This window comes from Priestia iocasae (assembly GCF_016909075.1).
In the GTDB taxonomy this organism is placed as follows: domain Bacteria; phylum Bacillota; class Bacilli; order Bacillales; family Bacillaceae_H; genus Priestia; species Priestia iocasae.
Genome location: NZ_JAFBFC010000003.1, coordinates 473,408 through 493,231 on the forward strand (window position 1 = coordinate 473,408; position 19,824 = coordinate 493,231).

The 19,824-nt window shown below is 35.7% G+C and carries 24 protein-coding genes and 1 riboswitch; of the genes, 11 read left to right on the forward strand and 13 right to left on the reverse strand.

Annotation, left to right across the window (positions count from 1 at the left end; all coding sequences use genetic code 11):
* Nucleotides 1–12: 12 nt before the first annotated feature.
* Nucleotides 13–1,299 (reverse strand): kynureninase, encoded by a 1,287-nt coding sequence (gene kynU / locus JOC83_RS10575; protein ID WP_205186923.1) that lies wholly within the window; start codon nucleotides 1,297–1,299, stop codon nucleotides 13–15.
* Nucleotides 1,300–1,354: 55 nt separating this feature from the next.
* Nucleotides 1,355–1,714, reverse strand: coding sequence for a hypothetical protein (locus JOC83_RS20260; protein ID WP_338038899.1), 360 nt, complete (start codon nucleotides 1,712–1,714; stop codon nucleotides 1,355–1,357).
* A 170-nt stretch (nucleotides 1,715–1,884) separates the two neighbouring features.
* Between JOC83_RS20260 and JOC83_RS10585 the strand changes: the two genes are divergently transcribed.
* The gene (locus JOC83_RS10585) at nucleotides 1,885–2,787 is read left to right on the forward strand and encodes an AEC family transporter (RefSeq protein WP_205186925.1); all 903 of its coding nucleotides are present in this window, start codon (nucleotides 1,885–1,887) and stop codon (nucleotides 2,785–2,787) included.
* 46 nt (nucleotides 2,788–2,833) lie between these two features.
* On the opposite strand, the gene JOC83_RS10590 is transcribed toward JOC83_RS10585, so the two are convergent.
* The 4 genes from JOC83_RS10590 to JOC83_RS10605 form a co-directional block, all read right to left on the reverse strand.
* Nucleotides 2,834–3,451, reverse strand: a complete 618-nt coding sequence (locus tag JOC83_RS10590) for an acetate uptake transporter (RefSeq protein ID WP_205186926.1) — start codon at nucleotides 3,449–3,451, stop codon at nucleotides 2,834–2,836.
* 146 nt (nucleotides 3,452–3,597) lie between these two features.
* Nucleotides 3,598–3,768 carry a hypothetical protein gene (locus JOC83_RS10595; RefSeq protein WP_205186928.1) on the reverse strand — a complete coding sequence of 57 codons (171 nt, stop codon included), beginning with the start codon at nucleotides 3,766–3,768 and terminating at the stop codon, nucleotides 3,598–3,600.
* A gap of 64 nt (nucleotides 3,769–3,832) precedes the next feature.
* The gene (locus JOC83_RS10600) at nucleotides 3,833–5,518 is read right to left on the reverse strand and encodes an acyl-CoA dehydrogenase family protein (RefSeq protein WP_205186931.1); all 1,686 of its coding nucleotides are present in this window, start codon (nucleotides 5,516–5,518) and stop codon (nucleotides 3,833–3,835) included.
* Complete coding sequence (locus tag JOC83_RS10605; protein ID WP_205186932.1) at nucleotides 5,511–5,897, reverse strand: MerR family transcriptional regulator; 387 nt, start codon at nucleotides 5,895–5,897, stop codon at nucleotides 5,511–5,513. Before JOC83_RS10605 ends, JOC83_RS10600 begins: the two co-directional genes overlap by 8 nt.
* A gap of 150 nt (nucleotides 5,898–6,047) precedes the next feature.
* Here JOC83_RS10605 and JOC83_RS10610 point away from each other — a divergent pair, with 150 nt between their 5' ends.
* From JOC83_RS10610 to JOC83_RS10635, 6 genes are all read left to right on the forward strand, one after another.
* Entirely contained in the window at nucleotides 6,048–6,560 is a 513-nt protein-coding gene (locus JOC83_RS10610; RefSeq protein WP_239583456.1) for a YhcN/YlaJ family sporulation lipoprotein, read from the forward strand.
* Nucleotides 6,561–6,735: 175 nt separating this feature from the next.
* A complete protein-coding gene (gene speD, locus JOC83_RS10615) occupies nucleotides 6,736–7,149 on the forward strand; it encodes an adenosylmethionine decarboxylase (protein WP_205186934.1) in 414 nt (137 codons plus the stop codon).
* Nucleotides 7,139–8,143, forward strand: a complete 1,005-nt coding sequence (locus JOC83_RS10620; protein WP_205186936.1) for a spermine/spermidine synthase domain-containing protein — start codon at nucleotides 7,139–7,141, stop codon at nucleotides 8,141–8,143. The genes speD and JOC83_RS10620 overlap by 11 nt, the downstream gene beginning before the upstream one ends.
* 515 nt (nucleotides 8,144–8,658) lie before the next feature.
* Nucleotides 8,659–10,140 carry a sodium/proline symporter PutP gene (putP, locus tag JOC83_RS10625; RefSeq protein ID WP_205186938.1) on the forward strand — a complete coding sequence of 494 codons (1,482 nt, stop codon included), beginning with the start codon at nucleotides 8,659–8,661 and terminating at the stop codon, nucleotides 10,138–10,140.
* Nucleotides 10,141–10,256: 116 nt separating this feature from the next.
* Nucleotides 10,257–10,937, forward strand: coding sequence for an SIMPL domain-containing protein (locus tag JOC83_RS10630; protein ID WP_205186940.1), 681 nt, complete (start codon nucleotides 10,257–10,259; stop codon nucleotides 10,935–10,937).
* 55 nt (nucleotides 10,938–10,992) lie between these two features.
* Nucleotides 10,993–11,259, forward strand: a complete 267-nt coding sequence (locus JOC83_RS10635; RefSeq protein WP_205186942.1) for a hypothetical protein — start codon at nucleotides 10,993–10,995, stop codon at nucleotides 11,257–11,259.
* Between the two features lie 94 nt (nucleotides 11,260–11,353).
* Here JOC83_RS10635 and JOC83_RS10640 read toward each other — a convergent pair whose 3' ends face one another.
* From JOC83_RS10640 to JOC83_RS10655, 4 genes are all read right to left on the reverse strand, one after another.
* Nucleotides 11,354–12,544: a trans-sulfuration enzyme family protein gene (locus tag JOC83_RS10640; RefSeq protein WP_205186944.1), complete on the reverse strand. Its 1,191-nt coding sequence runs from the start codon at nucleotides 12,542–12,544 to the stop codon at nucleotides 11,354–11,356.
* Entirely contained in the window at nucleotides 12,528–13,673 is a 1,146-nt protein-coding gene (locus tag JOC83_RS10645) for a trans-sulfuration enzyme family protein (protein WP_205186946.1), read from the reverse strand. Before JOC83_RS10645 ends, JOC83_RS10640 begins: the two co-directional genes overlap by 17 nt.
* A 69-nt stretch (nucleotides 13,674–13,742) precedes the next feature.
* A riboswitch (SAM riboswitch) is annotated at nucleotides 13,743–13,859 on the reverse strand.
* Between the two features lie 223 nt (nucleotides 13,860–14,082).
* Nucleotides 14,083–14,748, reverse strand: coding sequence for a DUF2642 domain-containing protein (locus JOC83_RS10650; protein WP_205186947.1), 666 nt, complete (start codon nucleotides 14,746–14,748; stop codon nucleotides 14,083–14,085).
* A 57-nt stretch (nucleotides 14,749–14,805) separates the two neighbouring features.
* Entirely contained in the window at nucleotides 14,806–16,062 is a 1,257-nt protein-coding gene (locus JOC83_RS10655; RefSeq protein WP_205186949.1) for a hypothetical protein, read from the reverse strand.
* Nucleotides 16,063–16,339: 277 nt separating this feature from the next.
* Here JOC83_RS10655 and JOC83_RS10660 point away from each other — a divergent pair, with 277 nt between their 5' ends.
* Nucleotides 16,340–16,723 carry a hypothetical protein gene (locus JOC83_RS10660; protein WP_205186951.1) on the forward strand — a complete coding sequence of 128 codons (384 nt, stop codon included), beginning with the start codon at nucleotides 16,340–16,342 and terminating at the stop codon, nucleotides 16,721–16,723.
* Between the two features lie 182 nt (nucleotides 16,724–16,905).
* Here JOC83_RS10660 and JOC83_RS10665 read toward each other — a convergent pair whose 3' ends face one another.
* The gene (locus tag JOC83_RS10665) at nucleotides 16,906–17,052 is read right to left on the reverse strand and encodes a hypothetical protein (RefSeq protein WP_205186954.1); all 147 of its coding nucleotides are present in this window, start codon (nucleotides 17,050–17,052) and stop codon (nucleotides 16,906–16,908) included.
* A gap of 280 nt (nucleotides 17,053–17,332) precedes the next feature.
* Between JOC83_RS10665 and JOC83_RS10670 the strand changes: the two genes are divergently transcribed.
* On the forward strand, nucleotides 17,333–17,488 hold the full coding sequence (locus JOC83_RS10670) for a hypothetical protein (RefSeq protein WP_205186956.1): 156 nt from the start codon (nucleotides 17,333–17,335) through the stop codon (nucleotides 17,486–17,488).
* A 218-nt stretch (nucleotides 17,489–17,706) separates the two neighbouring features.
* On the opposite strand, the gene JOC83_RS10675 is transcribed toward JOC83_RS10670, so the two are convergent.
* Together JOC83_RS10675 and JOC83_RS10680 are read right to left on the reverse strand one after the other, a co-directional pair.
* Nucleotides 17,707–18,516, reverse strand: coding sequence for a YitT family protein (locus tag JOC83_RS10675; protein WP_205186957.1), 810 nt, complete (start codon nucleotides 18,514–18,516; stop codon nucleotides 17,707–17,709).
* A gap of 102 nt (nucleotides 18,517–18,618) precedes the next feature.
* Nucleotides 18,619–19,095, reverse strand: a complete 477-nt coding sequence (locus JOC83_RS10680) for a YppG family protein (RefSeq protein ID WP_205186958.1) — start codon at nucleotides 19,093–19,095, stop codon at nucleotides 18,619–18,621.
* Nucleotides 19,096–19,291: 196 nt separating this feature from the next.
* On the opposite strand from JOC83_RS10680, the gene yppF reads away from it, so the two are divergent.
* Entirely contained in the window at nucleotides 19,292–19,492 is a 201-nt protein-coding gene (yppF, locus tag JOC83_RS10685) for a YppF family protein (protein ID WP_205186959.1), read from the forward strand.
* A 132-nt stretch (nucleotides 19,493–19,624) separates the two neighbouring features.
* Nucleotides 19,625–19,792: a hypothetical protein gene (locus JOC83_RS10690; protein WP_205186960.1), complete on the forward strand. Its 168-nt coding sequence runs from the start codon at nucleotides 19,625–19,627 to the stop codon at nucleotides 19,790–19,792.
* Nucleotides 19,793–19,824: the final 32 nt, after the last annotated feature.

Consider the following 19,824-nt stretch of genomic DNA (forward strand, 5'->3'; position numbering starts at 1 on the left):
TTATCTCCCCCCTTATGCCACTACTTCACGCTCATTTTTATAGTGTTCGTATTTCTTTTCAACCATAATGGTCTTTAATCGTTGTACTACTTCCCACACCTCTGTAAATGACGTGTAAAAAGCAACTGGAGCTAACCGAATAATATGAGGAGCACGAAAATCTGGTATAACGTTCTCAGCTTTTAATGCTTTACAAATGCGTGCTGCTTCTTTGTGCTCAAGACTTACATGCCCACCTCTACGCTTTTCATCACGCGGATTTCCAATAGTAAATCCCATGTCAGCAAGCTCTTGATCAATTAACCACATAAGATAGTCAGTCAAACGAAGTGATTTCTCTCGTATTCTCTTTATTCCGACTTCTAAAAACAAATCAAGTGACCCAATAAGAGGAGCTAGACTCATAATATGAGGCGTACCAATTTGATAAGCACCAGCTGCTTCTGCTTGTGTAAATGTATGATTCATATCAAATTGCTTTTCTTTTTGAGAACCAAACCACCCTGAAAGCCCAGCTTCTTTGCCAAAATGACGCTCATGCACATATAAGCCCCCTACACTTCCTGGACCTCCATTTAAATACTTATAATTACACCAGTAGCCGAAATCTACATTCCAATCGTGAAAGTGATGAGGAATGGCACCTACTGAATGACAGCCGTCAAAGCCAATCATAATCCCTCGTTTATGGGCTTCTTCTGTTAAACGTTTCATATCAAGAATTTGACCACTTCGATATAACACCGTCGGCAAGACAATAAGTGCAATTTCATCTGTCATCGCTGCAATCACATCTTCTTCATCAATAAAACGACCATCTCTACTTTTCACTTGAACAAGATGCGTGTCAGGATCAAACCCTCGAAGTTGAAGCTGACTTTTAAGTGCATAAATATCAGACGGAAAGTTCAACTCATCCGCTAAAATTTTTGTTCGCTTTCCATCTGGTTTATAAAACGTGGCAACAAGCTGATGGAGATTCACTGTCGTTGAACCAGTTACCATTACCTCCTCAGGAAGAGCGCCTACTAATGATGCACTTTTTACACCTAAGCTTTCAGACAAATGAAACCACGGATGCTTCCCCTTCATCCACCCATCAATTCCGAGGTTTTTCCAATCATCTAAGACGTCTAATAACGTTTGCTCGGCACGCTTACTTAACAAACCTAATGAATTCCCATCCATGTAAATAGATGATGCAGACAAGTAAAATTCCTGGCGATAGGACGCAAGCTCATCTTGTTCATCTAGCTTGTTTGCACAATCAATGGTTAGCTCATATGTATATTCAGTCATTTTCTCACCCTCTTTTATAATCTATAAAAAGCGTACCAAAAAAATTGAAGCGCTTTCAATCTTTTTTTATGTTTTCTTTTTCTATTAGCCTTTGAACCTGCTCTGTTGGGTCCCAACAAGTAAACTGATAGTTTGGTTTTGTTTCATACCGCAATCGTTCACAATAATAAAGCATCCCTTTTTCTAACTTAACCGCTTTAAAATGCTTACAAGTTGCACAACAATGAAAGCGACTCATCTTATTTCTCTCCCTTTTAATCAAGCACCATTTTCCTGCCATCTTACTCTTACTTACTAATCTATCATACCTTGTATGAACAGATGAAGGTAACTTGATTAAAAGAATAACCTCTATCCATTGATAAAGCTGGATTTTGTCGGCAAGGAATGTGTAAGTTGAGTGAAATAATGACACTTCTCCCCCCTTTAAACTACCCTCTTTTCTAAATAGATTTATGTATTGCTTCGTCTTATATCTATTCTCTATAATAAAATTATTGAACTAGTTTGTATTCCTAACTACTTCACTTGTCTACATACCTTACAATCATAAAAACAATAAGCGATATTGAAAGGAGTGAGTCTATGGACTTTTTACAAGTATTACTACCTATCTTTGGTATTTTTGCTCTTGGCTTTATTGGTCAAAAAACCATTGGCTTTGATACGAAAACCATCTCAAAAATGTCTTTATATTTAATGTCACCTATTCTTACCTTTCAAACATTTTATACAAATTCATTGAGTATGACTTATGTGTACTTAGGCATTTTTCTTCTCATTCTTTGCTTCACGATTATTGGAATCGTTTATTTAATTGGCTTTATTAAACAGTATCCAACGAATGAATTATGCGGCATGATTTTAGCTTCTGCTTTTATGAATAATGGTAATTACGGAACACCTGTCGTATTGCTCGTTTTCGGTGCAATAGGTCTTGATATTGCCATTGTCTTAATGGTTTTACAACAGCTCATCATGTGCACAGTCGGGGTTTATTACGCTGCGAAAGGCAGTCCAGAAGCAAATGGATTCCGCTCTGCACTTCGTGCCGTTCAACGCATGCCTATCATGTATGGTGCTGCGTTAGGGATTATTTTTCAATATATGAACATTCCTTTATCAAACCCCATTCAGGAAGCGGTTAGTCTCGTCGCAAGTGCAACGATTCCTACAATTATGATTGTATTAGGAATGCAGTTAGCCAATATTAAAATTAAAAATCTGGCTATCAACAAACTTTCATTTTCGTTATCTTTAAAACTTTTTTTATCGCCTGTTATTGCATTCATCATTACATTATTTTTACCGGTCGATGAAATGACAAAGCAAATTATGATTATTATAGCTGCCATGCCAAGTGCAGCAAATACAACGATGTACGCCTTACAATTTGACACAGACACGGATTTCGTTTCAAGCTCAACACTCATTAGTACTTGTTTAAGCCTGCTAACCCTTCCAATTGTGTTAAGTATCGTTTTATAAAACAAAACCCCTTTCTTGATTTCAAGAAAGGGGTTTTGTTTTATTTTCACTTTTTAAAAATACCAAATGGTTTACCAATCGGTAAGAACACTCGACCAAAATGTGCATTTAAAACAGCGGCTGCTGAACCGTAGAACGATAATAAAGCAATACACATTTCAGACACGGCTGCTAGCATATGCGTAGCATCTGTCATAATGCCAAATGAACTTAGTGATAGGCCAATGAATAAGAAATCAATTAGAACAAAGATAAAGAATAATACCTTATGCGTCTCCATCGCGCCAATTGTCATGTAAACACTAAAGATTAAATACCCGACAAAGGCAAAGCCAAGTTGTTTTGGATCCACATTTGCTGCTAAATTGTCACCAAAAACGCCTAATTGAATTAACCATGACGTACCAACGCCAAGCCAAAACAATCCGAATGCCCCAAAAGCTGTTGTACCAAATGTATTATTATGCTTCGCATCATGAATGCAAGCAAATAACTGAGCAAAGCCACCTAAGAAGATTGCCCAAGGTAATACAAAAGCAAGTCCTTCTGTTAACCCTAATTTCTGTGATGAAGCAACAAGCGTCACCATAGCTAATCCAAATAACCCTATTGCAGATGGATCAGCTGTTGTTATTTTTACGTGTTGTGTTGATTGATTCTCCATGTTTACCTCCTAAAAAAGCACATACTTTTACAAGATACTAGAGGGGTATGCATGTGTCAATGCTTTTTTAGGCTTCTTATTCCAAATCGAAAAAGTTGTTATTTTTAGAGAATTCTTTCACCACTTACTTCATCAAACTGTTGGCTCTATAACATCCGATCAATGTCTTCATTTATGACTTGTTTTCGTTTATTTTGTAACGTCTCAAACAAAAGCTGTGCTTCTTCCTCCGTTAGTTCAATGGATGTTTCTTCTTTCAATTCATGTTTATGTGTATGCAAATTTAACTGACTTTTATCAATTCCATTTTCTTTCATCATTTGTCACCCTTCGTTGTATAAATTCAGCTACTTATGAGTAGTATGAACAACGAACATGGCTTCATGTATGCAACATGCGATTTCTTTCTTGTAAAACGATGGCTTTAAAATACGTTAATGGCAGGAGATCATCATGAATAAGAGAATGTCCCCATGTAAAACGCAAGCAAAGCTTTGCAATGGCTTTTTCTCTTTCTCCTCCAGCTGCAGCATTGCAAAGCGCAACTGCGCACAAGTAGATATCACACATTTGATTGGCCATTTTCTTCGCATAATAGGTTTGAATTTCTTTGTTTTGTTTTAACACATGATGCACTAACTCGGTTAACTTCATCATCTGATCTTTAATTTGATTAATCTCCGTTCTCCAATCATTTGATAAAGTGTTCAACATTTTCTCAATGTGCTCGTTAAATAAATGCTGAATGTTATATTTATGAAGCAAACGAAGTATTTCTAACCCTAACGTATTTGCCGTTCCTTCCCAAACCGTTAATACTTGTGCATCTCTCAATAGTCGTGGCGTCACAAAATCTTCAATGTAACCATTGCCACCATGTATCTCAATGGCTTCATGGGAAAAATGAATAGCTTCTTCTGCTGTACGCATTTTTAACAGCGCAATAAACAAGCGATTTAATGCTTTTTCCTCTTTAGACGACTCATTTGGCTCCTTCATTACGTGATCAAATAATGAAATAAGCTCAAAGCAGGCACTTGTTTGCACCTCTTGCTTAACGGCTAGCTCTACTAATGTTTCTTGAATCATTGGATAGTCTGTCAGCTTTTTGCCAAATGCATTTCGTTGATCGGCATATGCTTTCGCTTCATCGTAAGCTCGTTTCATAATCCCTATCGATGCGATGGCATTACATACTCTCGAAAGATTAAGCGCTTCCATCATGTAGTAAAAGCCTTTAGACGCTTCTCCAATTAAATAGGCTGTGGCTCCTTCTAGTACGACTTCTGCAGAAGGAACCGCACGAACACCTAGCTTATCTTTCAACCGACGAATCGATAAGTCATTGAGCGTCCCATCTTCTTTTTTCCAAGGTACAAGAAATAAGCTTAATCCTTTCGTTCCTTTTTCTGCTCCTTCTATACGTGCAAGCACCGTTGCTACCCCACAAGCTCCTGCATTGCTCGCAAAATATTTTTCTCCATATAACTTATACGCCTCTCCGTCTTTAACTGCTTTTGTTTCATTTGCTCCTACATCTGACCCTCCTTGTCGTTCAGTTAGAAACGTGGCTCCTTCATATAATTCTACTTCTCCTGTAGACAGCACATGAGGAAGGTATTTTTGTTTTAACGCTTCATCTGCATAATGTTCAAGTAAATAAGCGGTAGCCATTGTTAGTGTAACTGGACAATAAAAGCCTGGTTCTACTTGCGATAATAAATATCCTTGCGCATAAGAGTATACGTAATTTCCACGTCGACCTAGCTCAGGAATTGGTTTGTGTACATATCCTACAATCCCTGTGTTATATGTTTGTTTGACCGTTTGTTTGTACCCTTCATTTAACCAAACATAAGAGCAATCATTTCCGTATCGGTCATATTTAATTAGTTTAGGCTGGCCTTGTTGATCTGTATGTGTGGCTCTTTCGTCAAATTCATTTTGACAAAGATTCCAAAAAGACTGCAAATGTCTTTCAGCATATTCAAACATTTCTTTATCTAGGTGCTTTTGTAAAATTCGCTTTAGATTTGGATCACAATGAAACAACTGTTTTTCACTCATTTCCCTTCTCCCCTTTTTGTAAGATTTGCTCAAATTTTCTTAAGAATTCGTTCATTTCGTCTCTTAGTTCCATCATCTCTTGAATTTGTTGATTCATTTCTTCTACTTTCTTTTTTCCATAAGCGACTGTTGTTTCAAGCTGTGCAATCCCTGTCTGGTCTACATCAAATAACTCAATCATTTCCTGAATCTCTTCTAACGAAAAACCAAATCGTTTTCCCCTTAAAATAAGCTTTAACACCGTTCGGTTTTGTTTTGTGTATAGACGCTGTCCCTTCGTCGTTCGTATAGGGGTCATTAATCCCCGTTCTTCGTAATATCGAATGGTCCGGGCACTGATATTAAATTCTTTTGTTATTTGAGAAATGGTATAGTTCATGATGAAACCTTTCTTTTTTCTGAATTTTCTTATATTTTAATTGACGTTTACGTAAACGTCAATTAAAACCTTCAACATGTTGACTAGAATAAATCTTAGATCTTTAACTCATCCTAAACAGTGAATACTTATATTAAGGAGGAATACAAAATGATAAAAGGAATGTCAGCTCTTTTCATTAGTTCGTTAGCTATTTTCTCACTCGTCGGTTGTGCCACAAATGAACAAGGTCAAAACAAAAACGAGCTAATGGGGCAACAAGACGCACGAAACGTTGTGTATGAAAATGTTAACGATACAGAAAATAGAGTTCAAAACAATCAAGAAGAACGTATACGAGTGGCAAATGAAGCTGGTGATCGTGTCGTGAAGCTTGGAGAAGTACGTCAAGCAAATATTATCGTGACAAACCAAAATGCCTACGTAGGAGCAGTATTAGAAAACAACACAGAAGGTGAACTTACAAAAGAAATTGAACGTAAAATTTCTGATGAAGTAAAGGCAGCTGATCCTGATATTAATAATGTTTACGTATCAACTAACCCTGACTTTGTTAACCGCATGGGTAACTACGTAAATAAAATTGAATCAGGACGTCCTCTTACAGGTTTACTCGATGAATTTAATGAAGTTGTACGTCGCGTATTCCCAAATGCTCGTTAATTAAGTTAAATAATACTTTTAGTAATCATAGAAACAGGCTATTGATAAGGTTATCAATAGCCTGTTTCTAGTTTTTTTATTTATATTTATCGAGAATAATGATAGACACACAGTCCTTTTCTTTGCTTGTACATACGATAAACTAGTAGCTTATAATAGAAAGGAATAGTGATAAATGGAAATAAATGGTCATCATATGGTGGTTGACGCATTCTCTTGTAACCCTTCTGTCCTCAATGATATTCAACGGTTAGAAGAACTACTTTTACAGATAACGAAAACACTTCATATGGAAGTGCTTCATACTCATTTTCATCAGTTTCACCCCGAAGGCATCACAGGGGTTATCGTACTTGGAACATCTCATTTCTCCATTCACACATGGCCTGAAGAAGGATATGCTGCACTTGACTTATATACATGCGGTGATGGAAATCCAATGACTGAAATTACTACGCTTTTAGAGGGCCTTGAATCTAATTACGCAAATGTTTATTATCTTCCTCGTGGTGAAAAGCAAAAACAACAAATCTCTTCAACCATTTTAGATACACGCAAAGATGAAGGAGGGGAAACAAATGTTGAATAAAAAGCCTGCTAATTTATGGCTTTCTCCTTACTACCACAAAAAGCGAGATTATTCACAAAATAAAACTCGTAATGTGCCTACAAAAGTAACGAACAATAAAAAAGCAGTAAATACAACAGTAGATGAATGGGATCAGATTAGCTTACAAGCTATTCAGCAACAAAACCACAACATGATTATCCAAGAAAATAGTCCTTATCAACATGTTCAACTCGTTGAAGCCACGGACCTTCGCCTTTATTTAGATGAGCAGTTGCAATTTAGCTCTCTAGATGAGCACATTTACCACGAAGCACTTGTTCATCCTGCTTTTCTATTTGTTCCACATGCAAGCCGTGTTCTTATTGTCGGTGGTGGTGATGGACTTGCTCTAAGAGAAGTATTAAAGTATCAGCAAGTATTACATGTAGACCTTGTTGATTTAGACCCTATCGTTCTAAACGCAGCAGCAAATAACCCTAACCTAGTCACCTTAAATAAACAATCTTTTTACGATAGTCGCGCTAATATTCACTGCCAAGATGCAAATAAGTTTTTGACAGGCAACATTCCCCCTTACGACATAATTATTGTCGACTTTCCAGATCCTACAAATGAGATTACAAGTAATTTATATACCGTTGAATTTTATACTAACATTCATCGTTTTCTTTCAGATGATGGAATCATTGTCTGTCAGTCAAATTCTCCAGAAGATACGCCGATTGTTTATTGGAGCATTGCTAAGACAATCCAATCAGCAGGCTTTAACGTTACAAGTTACCATACGATTGTTCCATCGTTTGGTGATTGGGGCTTTCACTTAGCTTCAAAGACACAGCTAACACGGAATAATAGTCGCCTTCAAGTTCAAACAATTACGCTTCGTAACAACATTGAAAAACTCTTCTCATTTCCCACTTCTATTAATAGTATGAAGGAACAAGCCATTATAAATAGTAAACAATCTCTATCTTTACACGAAACCTTCCTAAAAGAGATTAAGGATTTATAACTTTTGCTTTGTAAGACGCACTTCTCTAACAATGAGTTTTCTTCTTTAAATCAAATTTTTTATGTATGAGCATTGCTCATCAGTTGCAAATAAATAGTTTCTAAAACCTTGTGTCATATTATAGACATAAGGTTTTTTACTTTTTTAACACATGTTAAACCTTCATTTTCAGTTTGTTGGACCTAGTAAAATTACATTAAAATCATATGGGCCGGTCATTTGTATGTTTTTAAAAATAGTGCACAAACTATTAATAAAGTCATACAAACATTTCTATTTAAAAACCGGTCATCTTTTACGATATAAAATTCTGAATAGTTTTACTTTTTAATAATATTGAAATCGCTTTCATTACTATTAAAGTAAGGGATTGCGCAAACTTTTCTAACAATTTCCTAGCGTTTAATCACTTGATACTTGGGGAATTCTTTGTTAGGTTAAGAAACCATAAGCAATAAAACGTTGATATGCCGCATTTTTCTAAATGTACATACTAAAAACAAAGGAGAGATATTGTGGAAGTAGAAGTTTTTATAGCACTGGCGATTTATTTTGCCGGAATGCTAGGTATTGGATATTACGCTTATAAAAAATCAACCGATGATATTTCGGGATACATGCTAGGAGGGCGTGGACTAGGCCCTGCGGTAACAGCACTATCAGCTGGTGCTTCCGACATGAGTGGTTGGATGCTAATGGGATTACCAGGTGCTATGTATACAACCGGAGTTTCAAGTTTATGGATTGCCGTTGGTTTATCAATTGGTGCTTATGTAAACTACTTAATTCTTGCTCCTCGCCTTCGCACATACACGGAAGTAGCAAATGACTCAATTACAATCCCTGACTTTTTTGAAAACCGCTTCAGAGATCAATCCAAAATTCTTCGAACAGTATCAGCTGTTGTTATCTTCATTTTCTTCACACTATACACTTCAGCAGGTATGGTATCAGGTGGAACATTATTCGAATCATCGTTCGGGCTTGATTACAAAGTTGGTTTATTTGTAACGGCTGGTGTTGTTATTGCTTATACGCTATTTGGTGGATTTTTAGCGGTTAGCTTAACAGATTTTGTTCAAGGTATTATCATGTTTATTGCACTTATTTTAGTACCTATTGTCGCTTTAACAGACTTAGGAGGAGTTGGACCTACCTTTGATACAATTCGTACTCTTGATCCGACTTACTTAGATTTCTTTAAAGGTACATCATTTATTGGACTATTATCATTCTTAGCATGGGGACTTGGTTATTTCGGACAGCCTCATATTATCGTTCGTTTTATGGCTATTTCATCAGTAAAAGAGTTAAAACCTGCGCGTCGTATTGGAATGGCTTGGATGATTATCTCTATTATTGGCGCGATGTTTACAGGCTTAGTCGGAATTGCTTATGTGGATCAAACGGCTACAACGTTATCTGACCCAGAAACAATCTTTATTGTCTTTGCACAAGTATTGTTTCACCCACTCATTACTGGATTCTTATTGGCTGCCATTTTAGCTGCAATTATGAGCACCATTTCTTCTCAGCTCCTTGTAACATCTAGTGCAGTCACGGAAGATTTTTATAAAGCATTCTTCCGTCGCAGTGCTTCTGATAAAGAGCTTGTAACAGTTGGGCGCATTGCCGTGTTCGCTGTTGCCTTAATTGCGATCGCTTTATCATATAATCCAAGCGATACAATTTTAGGTCTTGTTGGTTATGCTTGGGCAGGATTTGGTGCAGCATTTGGACCAGCTATTTTATTAAGTTTATATTGGAAGCAAATGACACGTTGGGGTGCATTAGCTGGTATGATCGTTGGTGCCGGGACTGTTCTCATTTGGGTAAACATTCCCGTATTAAAAGATTTCATGTATGAAATGATTCCAGGATTCTTCTTAAGTTTACTAGCCGTTATTATTGTAAGCTTCCTTACAAAAGATCCTTCTAAAAAGGTTCAAAGTAAATTTGATGAGATGGAAGAAACACTTGAAGAAGAAACAAAATAAGAATAACGTAAAATCAGCGAGTAGGCTTTTCTTCTACTCGCTGATTTTTTTATGATGAACTCTTCTTTCCTACATATAATTGTATAGCATAAGATTTCAAAAGGAGAGGATTTTCTATGCAGCCACCTTTTCACCCTAACTACTCAACTTCTTACAACTATCCATCGCGTACACAAAACCAAACAATAACTGTCACTGGTAACGGAAGTATTGAGGTAGATCCTGATACTATTTCATTGGTCATTGGTGTCCGGACAGAGCATAAAAATGTTCAAGAAGCACTTCGGAATAACGCAACCATTTCTACACAAATGATTACTGCATTAAATAATATAGGAATTTCTGATCAACAAATTGAAACAAAATCCTTTTTTGTGAATCCACAATATGATTATTCAGATGGAAAGTCTAAACTAGTTGGATACGAGGTTCAACATCTTTTCACTATCACAGTAAACGATGTCAAGCAAGCAGGTCAGGTATATGAAGTAGCCATATCAAATGGAGCGAATATTGCCCAAGATATCCAGTTTAGCGTTGAAAACCCTGAACAATATTACAATCAAGCATTAACAGAAGCCCTTTTAAATGCACAAGAGAAAGCAAACGTCATTGCTGAAACGATTAAAGTTACAATTAATCCGTTTCCGAGTGAAGTAGTAGAAGAAACGCCATTTTCTACACAAGGGATTGAAAGCTATCAAAAAATGGCTGTTTTCGGTGCTTCTAGTGCTCCTCCTATTCAATCACAACAACTCACAATTTCTGCTATTGCTAAAGTCATTTATCATTATTAATGAACCTTTATTTGTACTATAATAAGTGAAGCAATGGTGCATAAGGAGGTTATAAATGAATTCAGATCAATTGCTTCACTGCTATAAACAATTATGGTCTAGTCGTTCATTCGCAAGTGAACAAAGCGATAATAGCAAAGAGGTATTGCTTCAAGCGATCAAAAAAGATTTGCTTGATGAGATGACTCACCCTCGTGTCAGAAAGACAGCTCATGTAAAGTATCATTGGGCTATAAAGCGTATCCTTACTAGTTCATTAGAAACAAATGAAAAGCTTGCCCTCATTGAGCAGTATACGAATGTCTATGAAGAACTTGCTTAAAGAGGATATGAAAGTTAACGTAGCTGTGTCTAAAAGATGCAAAATGCATTCTATTCGACACAGCTACATCCTTGTTGATTTATTTGATGACTTTTTAAATAGGTAGACTTCTTACAAATGTTTTTAACGCCCTTTCAAAATCGTTTTGTAAATCTTCATTCTCTTCTAGTCCAACAGAAATGCGAAGTAATGTTTCGGTTATCCCTTTTTCCTCCCTCACTTCTTTAGGTATACTTGCATGTGACATTGTTGCTGGATGAGTCAAAATGGACTCCACTCCACCTAAACTAACGCCAATTGATGCCAATTTTATCGTTTTTAAGAAATGTTTCGTTAACGCTTCGTCTTTTAATTTAAATGAGATAATTGCTCCATACCCACTTGCTTGTTTGGACGCTAATGCATAATGAGGATGTTGAATTAAGCCTGGATAATAAACATCTTCGACAAGTGAATGATGATTTAGCCACTCTGCTAACTTAATAGCTGTTTTTTGTTGTTGATCTAGACGTACTTTTAGCGTTTTGATGCCCCTCAATACTAATGAACTGTCTTGAGGTCCCAAGATTGCTCCAAATGCATTTTGAACAAATTTCACTTCACTAGCAAGTTTCTTAGTAGAAACAACTACAAGACCTGCTACAACATCGCTGTGTCCTCCTAAATACTTTGTTGCACTATGAATAACAATATGAGCTCCAAGTTCGATTGGACGTTGTAAATACGGCGTCATGAATGTATTGTCAACAATCGTCACTAACTGATGTTCTTCGGCTATTAATGAAATCTTTTCAATATCTGTAATGTGTAAAAATGGATTTGAAGGGCTTTCAATATAAATTCCTTTTGTTGCATGTGTAATAGCCTTTTCTACATCTTCAATGTTTGTAGTATCGACGAACACTGCTTTAATACCAAATCGGGAAAAAAGCTGTGTTAACACACGATAGGTTCCACCATAGATATCATGTGATACGATAATCTCATCTCCTGCTTGGAATAAACAAAGAACAGAAGAAATTGCTGCCATACCCGACGAAAAAGCAAAACCAGCTTCTCCATTTTCAAGATGTGTAATCGTATTTTCTAATGCTTCTCTTGTTGGGTTTCCAGAACGAGAATAATCATACCGTCCATGATTGTCCTCTGCTTCTTGATTAAAAGTGGACACTTGATAAATCGGAACATTCACTGCTCCATAATGTCCTTCTATACCTGTTTTTGCATGAATTAATTTTGTTCCAAACTGACAGTTCTCTTCACTCTTCTCATTTTCTGTATGCATCAAATACCTCCTCTAAGTCTCGAATTAAATCATCTGCATGCTCAATTCCTACGGAAAAACGCAGTAAACATTTTGTTACACCAATTCGATTACGTATTTCTTCTGGAATATCTGCATGAGTTTGACGAGCGGGAAATGTGATTAAGCTTTCTACTCCTCCTAAGCTCTCTGCAAATGTAATAATTTTGACGTGTTCAAGAATAAATGGAACGATCTCGGAATCTTTCACGGCAAAGGAAATCATTCCTCCAAATCCGCTTGCCTGCTTTTTCATTACTTCATGTCCCGGATGTGTTTCAAGACCAGGATAGTAGACTTTTTCAATTTCGCTACGACTTGTTAGCCACTTAGCAATTTTTAACGCATTTTCATTATGTTTTTCCATTCGTAATCCTAATGTCTTCATTCCTCTTACTAATAACCAACTATCTTGAGGGCCCAATATAGCACCAACAGCATTTTGATAAAATCTAATCTTTTCTCCAAGTTCACTACATCGTGTAACAACCAATCCAGCTACTACGTCGTTATGACCGCCAATATATTTACTTGCACTATGGATAACAATATCTGCTCCTAATTCAATCGGACGTTGATAATAAGGTGACATAAATGTATTGTCCACAATGGTATAAAGAGCATGGTCATTCGCAATCTGGATTACACGCTCTAAATCTGTTACATGCATCATTGGATTAGTTGGTGTTTCAATAAAAAGTGCTTTTGTATTTGATTGAATGGCCTGGTTTACCTCGTCAATATTTGCCGTATTAACATAGGTGACAGTTACACCATGCTCCGACAAAATATCACTTAACACACGGTACGTTCCTCCGTATAAATCTTCTGACACAACAAGGTGATCTCCATTTTTAAAAAGTAATAATACAGATGTAATAGCAGCCATTCCAGAAGCAAAAGCTAACCCCACTCTTCCACCTTCAAGATTTGCAATTGCTTCTTCTAACGCTGATCTTGTGGGATTGGCAGTCCTAGCATAGTCATAACCCGTACTTTCTCCTAATCGTGGATGTTCAAATGTTGAAGCTTGATAAATAGGTGTTGTAATGGACCCTGTCGCTACATCTCTTTTCATTCCTGATCGTACAAGTTGTGTTTCAATATGCATGTTGTTCTCTCCTTTTTTAAATAAAAAAACACTCTTCACAGATGGAAGAGTGCTTTTATTTCACACTTTCTCTCATCTGTTAGAACAATTTAATGTCCTACAGGAATTAGCACCGTTCAAATCATTTAAAAATTTGATGGTTGCTGGGCATCATAGGGCCAGTCCCTCCGCCTCTCTGGATAAGAGTTGCTTATTTTCATTTCATGTATAAACTATTTGATATCCACTTTAATAAAACTATATGTAGTTGTCAATATAATTTTCTAAAAAATCTAATAATATTTTCTGTTCTTCACCTTACACTTACGCTATGAATATGTATGCACATACTAGAAAGCTCATAGCTACTTTTTAATAGATACGGATAAAAAATGGACCAATGAGCATTTACTCATTGGCTTGACCTTACTTATGGAAGATGCATCGTCTTGATATGCATAAGCTTGCAGAACATCATTTCTCCATCTGCTGTTATAAGCTGAACAATATTATTTGCAATACTCTTTACCACGCCAATTTTTTGAGGATTATCACCTAAATCAAATACAACAAGATTTCCTTCAACTTTCTTTAATTGTTCTTCAAATGTTCGAGACAAAGGAATGGAAGATGGTTTAACAGGCAATTCTTCGTTATTCAACATGTAGGGTGTTAACTCGTGATTATATGGTGTGAGCCATTTTAAATGATGTAAAGAAATGCACATTGTTTTATAAACAGGTGAATAAAAGACAAAATAATCATTAAGTACACTTGTAATATAGCCGTGAATGGATTTATTTCCTGTTACATAGATTTCAACAAATCTTCCCTTTGCATGTTGAAGCATTTTTCGATAAGAAATTGTTTCAGATTCATTAAAAATGGTCTCTTCACTGTCTGCGCTTTTAATCTCTTCATCTGTATATCTTTTTACACTGTGCACATGAAGCATCGGGATGTATAAATATTGTTTTCCATCATAAATCACTAATATATCAAGTCCTATATCAATTAGTATTCCTAAAAAAATCGTATTACCTGTAATTTCAACCTTAACCTCTTTTCCAATGTAATGTTTTAGTGAGGTTTCCAATTTTAGTAACCTCCTTCCTTATAGATGAAGAAGGGTGCTGAATCGCACCCAATCTTTTTACCCTTTCCACCGATACTCTTTTGTTTTCACAACCGTTTCTTGACCTGATTCATTGTCTATCTCTTTATCCCCCTTACCTTTTCCATCTTTTGATTTCTTGTCTTCTTTACTATTATCTTTACTTTCTTTTGACTTCTTGTCTTCTTTACTATTGCCTTTATTTTCTTTCGAATTTTTGTCTTCTTTACTATTGTCTTTATTTTCTTTCGAATTTTTGTCTTCTTTACTATTGCCTTTATTTTCTTTCGAATTTTTGTCTTCTTTACTATTGTCTTTATTTTCTTTCGAATTCTTGTCTTCTTTACTATTGTCTTTATTTTCTTTCGAATTTTTGTCTTCTTTACTATTGTCTTTATTTTCTTTGTTTGATTCATTATTTTCTATTGAATTGCTTTCTGATAAGTTATTTTCCGCTGAGGTATTTTCTTGTGAGCTATTTTCCGCTGAGTTACTTTCTTCTGAGGCATTTTCTGTTGAGGTATTTTCTGCTGCTTCTTCTGCTTCTCCTGAAGATTCTTGTTGAGCTTTAAATGAGTTTCTTGCACCTTCCGTCACACTTCGAATATGAACTAACTGAATGCGCAGTACCTCCATGTTTTTAATAAGCATAATGTTATTAGAAGAACTTTGAACAACAATACCTTCTACAGCTTCTGGACCACCTACATTAAGCGATACCCATTTAGTCATTAGCGCTTTAAATAAGCTTGCAAATCCACTTGTTCGAATATATCCAACCTTAGAATTTACGTTAGGTGACTTCCCTTCGATAGGAGTTACACTCTTGATTTGCCCCATATTAAAGTAAGAAATGCCATTTTGCATACTAAATACAACAAGGTAAGAATCTGTTACATCAATTAAAAATACCTTCGTCGACTCTGGACCACCTTGATTAATTTGAATCATATTATTCTTTAGCTGCTTTAATAAAGTGACAAATGATTTCTCTTTCACACATACCATTTTTTGTTCTGAATCGCTTTGACCAGTGTTTACTTTAGAATCACTTTGATCAGCATTTACTTTAGAATCTTCAGTTACACTTTTAACATGTTTCAATTGATAATAAGACACATGAGAGTTTCCTTCTACAGCAAGAGCTAAATAATCATGCTTTAAATCTAATAAGGTACCAGATTTTGATTCGGGGCCACCACGGTTAACCTTTACTGTTTTTCCAATTAAAGGTCTTAATGATGTATAAAAATGCCCAGAGGTATTATTATTGCTACTGCGCAAATAATAAGTCATTATACTATTTCCTCCCTGATATATATCCATATTGGTCATTCATGCTGTATATATACGTGTCACGGTAGGAGTTTGACTCTAGTAATTAGCCTATTTCTTTATAAATTCAACGCTTGCCTAATAGAATGGGTAATAAGGATGCTAGTCTATTTCCAGAAAAATACACAATTATACTAGAGCATGTTTTTTCTTTCTACGTACATTAAAAGCAGAGACAAACTTTATTGTTTTGTTTACAACTTTTACTAGACATTCAACATTTCAAGGGGGAAAAACTGTGTTTTTTCGAAATCGTGACTTAAATGGAGAGGTTCAAGAAGATGGAGCGAACAAACCTCGTGGGTTTATGTTTCAGGAGCCTAAGGAAAAACAATCTGAGGAAGCGGATTTAGTACCAGACACAGACATCGATGCAGAGATTGAAGAAGATTTCAATGAATTAGAAGAAGAGCTACAGCAAATCGACGAGATAGAGCGCTGTCAAACTGAAGACTCTGCTAATAGAGACGTTTTTAACTCTAATGGCAATAGCAATCCCTCTCGTTCCAATCGCCATCGCTCTAACTTCATTAGTAACGATCGTTCTGTCGTGGAACGTCAAAGTTCAAACAATAGTAAGCGCATTTTCCAAGATGGTAACCAACAAGAGCTTCGATTTTAATAAAAGCTGTATGAAGTGAAGTAAAGCTCATCTCACGTCATACAGCCAACTTACATTCATTAAGTTCAATTGATCAATAAAACAAGATATTTCATGTCAACTTTTAAAAATTAATCTAATAATACATGTTAAATCTTAATAATCATTGCAAGAATTAATACAACTGACTTAAGTCAACTGTATTAGTTCTTGTGCGATTGTTGACCATATTTTGCGTTATGTTCTGGTGTAGCGTCTTTTTGAATTGATACTTCCTTTGAAAATTCTTCACTCATTTTATTATTAGGATATTTATTTTGACGTTCACGATTATCATTTTTGTTTGTCATAATGCTCACCTCTTATTTCTTTTTAGGTTGATTTCCTGCTTCATGTTTAGAAGGTTTGTTTGTAAACTCTTTGCCAAATTCCATATTTGTTTTTTGAGGGCGATTTTGTTTATTTTTAGACATACTTTTTCTCTCCTTTCTCACTTACTAGATAGTGTGGATCATTGCTTATTTTTTATTTCACTTAAATTTTGCTATCAAAAGAATGATTTGGAATGATTGTTTGTACATATTCTTTTCAGCAAAAATCACACTAAAGATAAAAGGAGAGGATAAGAAAATGTCTACTACAAATAAGAAAATGTATGTAAAGCCTTCAGATACACCAACACTCGTCATTAAAACACATTTAGATCCTGATACAAACGAAGAAAAAAATCCGTATTTTACTCATAAGCGAGATGAGAAATTTGAACAATACTTCAAACACTCTTAATTTAAATCATTCAATACAAAGCAACACAAATATAGAAGAGGTTAAAAGGCTAAATGCTCAATCAGGGCTAACATATAACGAAGTACTTGCACTCTTAGGAAAAAATTATCTAGAATCTCAAAAGAGAAAATAACTAAAAAGAAAAACCTTCTCCTTCATCCAGTCCTAAACACACATGGATAAAGAGGAGGTTTTTTCTTTAAATAAATAAGTCATTACTATGATCGGTGAAAAGACCCAACCACTTCAGTTGTTTCCGTAATATTTACAAATGCATTTGGATCTGTTTCATGAAGCATTTTTTTGACATCAGCTAATTGATAGCGAGTAATGACGACCATTAGCATTTTCTGCCTTTCTCCAGAGTACGCACCTTCTGCATCCATTAACGTTACACCACGATATAAGCTTGAAAGAAATTTTTGCTTTATTTCTTCCCCTTTTCTGGTCACAATCATGAGTGTTAATTTTATATGTTTTGTATGAATTGTATCTACTACTTTTCCCGTTGCATAAATAGCTACCATCGTATTTAAAGCTGCATCCCAAGTAAATACAAATCCAGAAGCAATGACCACAACAGCATTCATGGCAGAAATGAGCGCACCTAGCGGGAAATCTTTCTTCTGAGTGAGCAGCATAGCAATGATATCAAATCCACCTGATGAACCTGATGAACGAAAAATGAGACCAATCCCAATACCCGTTAGTACACCACCAAATACAGAAGATAAAATAGGCTCTGTAGACACTGGAATAATTGGAATGACATATAAACTTACCGATAACACAACAACAGATAAAATTGTGTAAAAAATAAATCGTTTGCCTAGCTTTAAAACACCTAAAATTAATAGAGGTAAGTTTAATAAAAAATTTAACAATCCTGTATTAAAAGGCGTAATAATTCCAAGCATAATAGCCACTCCACTTAATCCACTACTTAATATTTCGTGTGGAATAAGAAAAAGATTATACGCAACCCCTACAAGTATCGATCCAATGATGATTATAAGTATTCTGGTCATTTCTGTTCTCCTCAATCATAAACTAAAAATAATTTAATTTATTATAGTAGAGGATTAAACAAAAAAGAAAAAAAAAGTTTTTTCAGAAATATTAATTTCTATCTATATTTTAAAGATCCCACCAAATCCTTTTACAATCGAAGTTAATTGATTCACTGCCCCCATCATTTGCCCAGCAGTATTCATCATTTTGTTCATATCATATGTTCCATTAGACGTTTTAAATTGAGACATAAATGATTGCATTTGCGAAGGCTGCTGTTTAATTCCTTGATTAGCCTTCGGATAGGGTGTCATATAAGGATTTCCTACGTTCATCATATATGGTTGTTGTTGAAAAGGCTGCTGAAGTGGTTGTTGAAGCGGCTGTTGGAGCGGCTGTTGAAGTGGTGGCGCATATACCCCTCCATTCATTTGCGAAAATGGCATTTGAACGAATGGAGCTTGCGATGGCATGTAAGCTCCTTGCCAATATGTTGGCATTGGTCGCATCGGTTGTGTATATTGAGGAAACGGATAAAATTGACTTAAATCAACATGATGTTGTTCATTTGAATGATACTGATTTGTTGCATACATGCAATACCCTCCCTTTTATGATTGATTTATTATATGCCTATACAAGCATATCGGTGATTTTAGGAAAAGTAGGCACACTTTCTTTTCCTTACGCAATAATTTGTTGGTATTTGTCGAAAGTTTAAATTTTTCAAATAAAAGAAAGTTTCGATATTCATGTTAAGATAAAACAAATGGGGACTAGGAGGGGATTTACATGTGTGTGAACGAACTTCGCAAAAATTTTATTGAGTGCAAACAGTATGAACCAGCGCATCACAATGAACTTCTTGATTTTGCACAGCAAGAGTATTTAAAAGGAACACTTACAATTGGTGAGTATAAGTCAATTGTAAAAGAACTTGAACTCATTGGCGCTCAAAAGCCAGAATTTGTTGCTGCTGAAGAACAGCATTAAACAACATAACCATCAGCTCTAGAGCTGATGGTTTTTTTATCGTTACTTCTCTCTCCTTCTTCTTCCACGCATAAACCGTTTTGTTGTCTCCCATATTATAAATGTAACCTCAAAATAAAGGAGGCACTCCCTATGGGTAGAGGACATCATTTTAACCACAAGCGTCAAGGACACGAACAACAGCCAGCTAAAAATGAACAACAAGTAGCGCCAAAAACAGAAGAAATTGTTGAGTATTCTATTGAACCTTTTGCTCACAATGGCGAAAAGCCTGTTTCAACTCGCATTGGAAAAGCTTAAATAAAAAGGAGCTGAGACAAGAGGGATATAGA